Raw genomic sequence first — 5855 nt, 5'->3', positions numbered from 1 at the left:
ACCACGAGTCGGTCAAGGTCGACAAAGCCCGGGTGACGCTCCGCGGCGAGTCCCGGGACGGGGTCGTCATCGACGGGAGGTCGCGGCAGCCCAACGGCGTCGTCGTCACCGCGCCCGGTGTGGCCGTGGAGAACCTGACCGTGCGGAACAACACGCAGAACGGCGTCCTGGTCACCGGTTCGGCCAGAGCCGCCACCGGCACGCCGGGCAGCGGCGGCTACGACACCGGCGACGAGCCGGTCACCTTCCTGGAGTCCTTCCTGGTCTCCCACGTCACCGCAACCCGCAACGGCCTGTACGGCATCTACGCCTTCTCCGCGCAGGACGGCGTCATCGAGCACTCGTACGCGTCGGGTTCGGCGGACTCCGGCATCTACGTCGGGCAGTGCAAGCCTTGCCGGATCGTGGTGCGGGACAACATCGCCGAGTTGAACGCCGTCGGCTACGAGGGCACCAACGCCAGCGGCGACGTGCACGTGGTCGGCAACCGGTTCGTCGGGAACCGAGTGGGGCTCACCACCAACTCCGACCACCAGGAGAAGCTGCTGCCGCAGCAGGGCTCGACCATCGCCGGCAACCTGGTCGCGGCCAACCAGCAGGCGTCGACGCCCGAGCAGGCCGACGGCGGGTGGGGCATCGGCATCGGCATCGACGGCGGCAGCGACAACCGGGTGGTCCGCAACCGGGTCGAGGGCAACGCCAACGCGGGCCTGGTGATCACCGCGACCGCCGACATCCCGCCGAACGGCAACCAGGTCCTCGACAACGCCTTCGCGGCCAACGGCGTGGACGTCGGCTGGTCGTTCCCCACCGCCACCGCGGGGCACGGGAACTGCCTGCGCGGCAACGACCTCGCGACGACGGCACCCGACCGGCTCGCGACCACCGCGGCCTGCCCGTTCGCCGACCGGTCGCCGTCCGGCACGTGGACGTGGCCGGACCCGCCGCGCGGCATCCCGTTCACCGAGGTGGCCGCGCCGCCCGCGCAGCCGCAGTCCCCGACCGCCACCACCGCCGTGCCGGCGACGCCCGCACTGCCGGACGTCGCCGGGATCCCGCTGCCGTCAACGGCTCTGCTCGCCGGGACCGCACTGGTGCGGATCCCCTGAGCGACGGCCGACCCTCCCGGGCTAACCCTCCGGGGTGATCCCGGGCGCCGGGCGGACCGGGACGTACTCCCGCGCGTCGAAGTCGACGACCACCGGCCGCGGCTCGGAGTCCACGTCGGCCTGGACGCGGTGCATGGTGCCGTCCACGTCGATCCAGTAGCGCACGTTCCCCGCGGTGCCGGGCCTCCCGCGCGCCGCCGGGCCGGACATGACGTCCACCGCGTGATCCCCCACCCGGTCCCGGCCGACCCACGCAGCGCCGTTCTGCGGCAGGAGTTCGGCGTTGTCCGGCCGGTCGCTGCCCAGGTTGAGCGCGATGAGCAGCGCGCTGTCCAGCGAGCTGCCGGACGTCCGCAGAGGACGGCGGTGCCACCCCGACGCCGGCGGCGCTTCGGGCGCTTCCGCGGGCGCGTCCGCCGCGGGGTGGACGACGACGGTGGTGGCGTTCCACTGGATCAGCCCGTCACCGGAGCTGTCGCGCCCGGTCCCGCGCACCACCCCGTAACCGAGCCCGGCTCGGTAGTCGACGGACCCGGTGACGACCAGGCCGCCGGCGGTCGTGGGCACGGTGATCGTCACCGCGCGGCCACCGGCCTCGAAGTTGCGGAACCTCGTGATCGCCAACCGGTTCACCTCGTCCGAGGTCAGCGCACGCGATTCGGTTCTCCCCGAACGGGAATCGACCACCGCGAACGCGACGACCCCGATTACTGCGGCGACCACGACGCCCACGGCGGTTATGATCCATCGCCGCCTTGATCGTCGATGTTGTGGGAGACGTGACCGGGCTCGCACGTTAGGCACGCGCCGGGATGCTAACAGCAGCGCGGATTCGTGCTCCCGATTCACCCGATCGTATGGCACACGCGAACTTGCCGTTCTGGTTGTCTGTAACAGATCTCGACTACTTCCGCAGGGGGACAGCGATGAGCCGGACGACCCGGACGCGCAGGGGCCGGACGGCGCCGGTGGGGCTGGTGGTCCTGTTATCGGCGACCAGCGCGTTCACCGGCGCGACGGCGGGGACGGCCGGCGCGTCGCCCGAGGACGGCACGCTGACCGTCCAGGTGCTGCGGGACTTCTTCGGCACGGGCGTGATCAACACGACGATGGACGTGCCGCAGCGGGGCATGCGCGTCGACGTGTCCGACCGGGAGGGCCACCGCGTCAGCGGCGTCACGGACGTCACCGGGAAGGTCGTGGTGCCGCCGTCCACCGCGCTCGACGGCGGCCACTACCGCGTCGACGTGACCATCCCCGAGCCCTACGACGGCTACCTCCGGGCCGCGCCCGCCTCGACGGCGACCAACCACTTCGACAGCTTCACCACGTTCGTGGACGTGTCGGGCGGCAAGGACGACTCGGTGATCACCGGGGTCTGGAACCCGGCCCACTACGCGCTGCCGGACACCCGATACTTCGTGCCCGTCCAGAACGGTGGCAACGGGACGGACACCCGGGCGCTGGTGGCGTTCGGCGTGGACACCCGCGGCACGTGCCCGGTCGACGTCGCGTGCCCGACCGTGCTGGCCACCCAGGACCAGGTGGGCACGACGTTCGGGCTGGCCTACGACAAGCAGCGGCGGCGGTTGTTCCAGGGCGCGTTCGCCCGGCGGCACGCGCTGTACGGGCCGGGGGGCGGTGACGCGATCTACACCGTGCCGGTCGACGGCGGCGGCGCGCCGACCCTGTTCGCGAAGGTGCCGGGCGCCGCGGTGACGCCCCACGACACCGCCAACCTCATCAAGGACGCCGGGTTCACCGACGCGCCCGGCAAGGAGGGCATCGGCGGCCTGGCGCTGTCGGAGGACGGTGCCACGCTGTACGCGGTGAACCTGCTGACGCGAGCCCTCGTCAGCTTCGACGCCATCGGGACGAGCGCGGCGGCGCCCGCGGCCACGACGCCGATCCCGGACCCGGGTTGCGCCGCGTCCACCGACTGGCGGCCGTTCGCCGTCGCCGCGCACGACGGCGCCGTGCACGTGGGTGGCGTGTGCAGCGCGGAGAGCACGCAGGACCGCGCGGACCTGCGGGCCGTGGTCTACACCTACGACGGCACGCGGTTCACCGCGGTGCTGGACCAGCCCCTCGGCTTCGAGCGCGGCGTGGTCCTCTCCGGTCGGATCGGCCCCGGCGGGCAGGGCAACCACTGGAACCCGTGGGACACCGACCTGTCGAGGTGGGACGAGCACGACGTGGGCGGCGGCGCGATGATCGACCCGCAGCCGCACCTGGCCAGCCTGGCCTTCGCGCGCGACGGTTCCCTGATCCTCGGCTTCCGCGACCGGTTCATGGACGTGGTGGGCTGGGGCGCGCTCGACCCGCGACCGGGCAACGACAGCCCCCAGAACGGTTTCTCGGGCGGCGACATCGTCATGGCCTGCGCCGACCCCGGCGGCGGGTACTCCTGGGAGGGCACCGGGGACTGCGCCGACCACGCGGGCGCCCTGGACGACGGCGGCCAGGAGGACACCGTGGTCGAGTACTTCCCGGGCGACTACTTCTCCCAGCAGGGCCCCACGGGGCGCGCGGCGCACCAGGAAGCCGCGCAGGGCGCGGTCGCGTACATCCCGCAGCTGCAGTGGGCCGTGAGCACGCAGATGGACCCGACCGTCAACGTCGCCGCCGGCGGCACCGGCTACTACGACGTCACGACGGGCGAGGGACCCGGCAACGACCCGTCCGCCAACGCCTACGAGTTCGTCGGCACGAACCAGAACGGGTTCGGCAAGGCGGGCGGGCTCGGCGCCATCGCCTACCAGGCGGCGAACGCGCCGATCCAGATCGGCAACCTGGTGTGGTTCGACGGCGACCGCAACGGCGTCCAGGACCCGGCGGACGTGCGGCTGCCGGGCGCGACGATCGACCTGCTGGACGCCTCCGGCAACCAGGTCGCCACCACCAGGACCGACGCGGCGGGCGAGTACTACTTCGGCGGCGTCGGCGCGGACCACGAGTTGACGCCGGGCGCGGAGTACGCGGTGCGGTTCAACGTCTGCACCGCGAACACCGCCACCGTACCGGGCCAACCCCCGGCCACCGACCTGCGGTTCACGCTCCCGGTGGTCGGTGACGACCGGGTGCACGACTCCAACGTGGTCCCGCCGACCACCGGGCCGCTGTGCAGCGGGATCGCGCCGGTCACGGCCCCGGCCAACGCCGGGGAGGTCGACCACACCATCGACGCCGGCGTCCACATCCCCCCGCCGCCGACGACCACGACGCCGCCGACGACGACCTCCGCGGAGCCGACGACCCCGGCTCCGACCACGACGGCGCCGGCCGGCAGGCAGCCGGGTTCGCTCGCCTCGACCGGTGTCCCCGCCGCCCTGCCGTGGGTGGTGCTCCTCGGCGTGCTGGTGCTCGGCGCGGGCGCGGCACTGGCGTTCGCGAGCCGGAGGCGCCGAACCGGGCAGCGCTGAGGGCCTTTCACCGGGCTGTGACCGCGCCGGGCTCCTCACCACGCGACGTGCGGTGAGGAGCCCGGCGCGGTGAAGGCCCGTCGGCGGCCGAACCGGGGACCACCGCGGTTTCAGCGCGCCGCTGCTCCACCGAGGCCAGCAGCGCGCCCGTGGCCGGGTGCCAGGGCCGGTTGCGGGGACCGGTGAGGACCAGCTCGCGGCTGACGCGCTGGACCAGCGGGACCAGCACGAGGTCGGGTCCCTCCATCCCGGCGGCCAGCCCCGGCACGACCGACACGCCGATTCCGGCCCGGACCATGGCGAACAGCGTGCCGAGCTGCCGCACCCGGTGGACCGCGTCGAGCCGCGCGCCGCCGGCCCGCTGGAGCTCCTGGACGTGGCGCTCGCACCCGCCCAGCGACAGCAGGAACGGGTCGTCCTCCAGGTCCGCGACGTCGACCTCGTCGCTCTCGGCGAGCGGGTGGTCGGCGCGGAGGACCGCGTGGAAGCGGTCGTGGGCCAACCGCACCGAGCCCGGGGGCGCGCCGGCCGGGTCCACCACGACCGCGAGGTCGGCGCTGGCGCCGTCCAGCCAGCCGGTGACCTCGTCGTCGTCGCCCTCGAACAGCGAGATCGAGATGCCCGGGAACTCCACGCGCCAGCGGTCGAGCAGGCCGGGCAGCAGGCCGTGGCAGACGGTGGGCGGCGCCGCCAGCACGAGGTCGCCGCGCGGTCCGCTGCCGTGGTGGTGCGCGAGGTCCTCCATCGAGGCCACCGAGGCGAGCACCACCCGCGCGTGGACCAGCAGCCGTTCGCCGAGCGCGGTGGGCCGGACGGGGTTCCCCCTGATCAGCACCTGTCGGCCGGTGGCGCGCTCCAGCGACGCGATCGCGTGGGAGACCGCCGACTGGCTGATGCCGAGCCGCGCGGCGGCCGCGGAGAAGCTCGCCGCGTCCGACACGGCGACGAACGCCCGGATCTGGGGGATGCCGATGCTCATGAAATGTCCTCATGGGGGTTCAAGCGATTCTCATTCGACTCATGGTGCCCGACTGGTGACCATGACCTCCGGCGGCGGTCCGAGGGGACGTGCGCCGCCGGAAGGGGGCACCCGACATGACCACGCCGGCGGCGCACGGTGAGACCGCGCGGTGGTTGCCGGGCTTCATCGCGCTCTCCGCGCTGTGGGGGTCGAGCTTCGCGTTGATCGAGATCGGGGTGGCGGCCGGCGTCCCCACCCACTGGGTGGCCCGGTGGCGGTGGCTGGTCGGGCTGGTGGCCCGGCTGGGTGTGTGCGCGGGGCGGCGGTCGGCGATGCCCCCGGACGCGCCCACGGCGGGGCAGT

Annotated in this window: 4 protein-coding genes and 1 pseudogene; 3 read left to right on the top strand and 2 right to left on the bottom strand. The window is 73.6% G+C overall.

The window, feature by feature from the left end:
• The coding region (locus ACFV4N_RS38595) for a right-handed parallel beta-helix repeat-containing protein (RefSeq protein ID WP_499677633.1) at positions 1-1109 on the top strand (1109 nt) is incomplete at its 5' end.
• Positions 1110-1130: 21 nt separating this feature from the next.
• On the opposite strand, the gene ACFV4N_RS38590 is transcribed toward ACFV4N_RS38595, so the two are convergent.
• Positions 1131-1733, bottom strand: coding sequence for a hypothetical protein (locus ACFV4N_RS38590; protein ID WP_499677632.1), 603 nt, complete (start codon positions 1731-1733; stop codon positions 1131-1133).
• A 353-nt stretch (positions 1734-2086) separates the two neighbouring features.
• Between ACFV4N_RS38590 and ACFV4N_RS38585 the strand changes: the two genes are divergently transcribed.
• Complete coding sequence (locus tag ACFV4N_RS38585; protein WP_499677631.1) at positions 2087-4531, top strand: SdrD B-like domain-containing protein; 2445 nt, start codon at positions 2087-2089, stop codon at positions 4529-4531.
• Positions 4532-4538: 7 nt separating this feature from the next.
• Here ACFV4N_RS38585 and ACFV4N_RS38580 read toward each other — a convergent pair whose 3' ends face one another.
• Positions 4539-5510 (bottom strand): LysR family transcriptional regulator, encoded by a 972-nt coding sequence (locus ACFV4N_RS38580; RefSeq protein ID WP_499677630.1) that lies wholly within the window; start codon positions 5508-5510, stop codon positions 4539-4541.
• A 116-nt stretch (positions 5511-5626) separates the two neighbouring features.
• Here ACFV4N_RS38580 and ACFV4N_RS38575 point away from each other — a divergent pair.
• A pseudogene (locus ACFV4N_RS38575) lies at positions 5627-5855 on the top strand (EamA/RhaT family transporter); the annotation flags it as partial.

Source organism: Actinosynnema sp. NPDC059797, from assembly GCF_042732085.1.
GTDB lineage: Bacteria > Actinomycetota > Actinomycetes > Mycobacteriales > Pseudonocardiaceae > Actinosynnema.
Note: the sequence above shows the minus strand (reverse complement) of the source record. Positions and strands in the feature narration are given on the sequence as shown.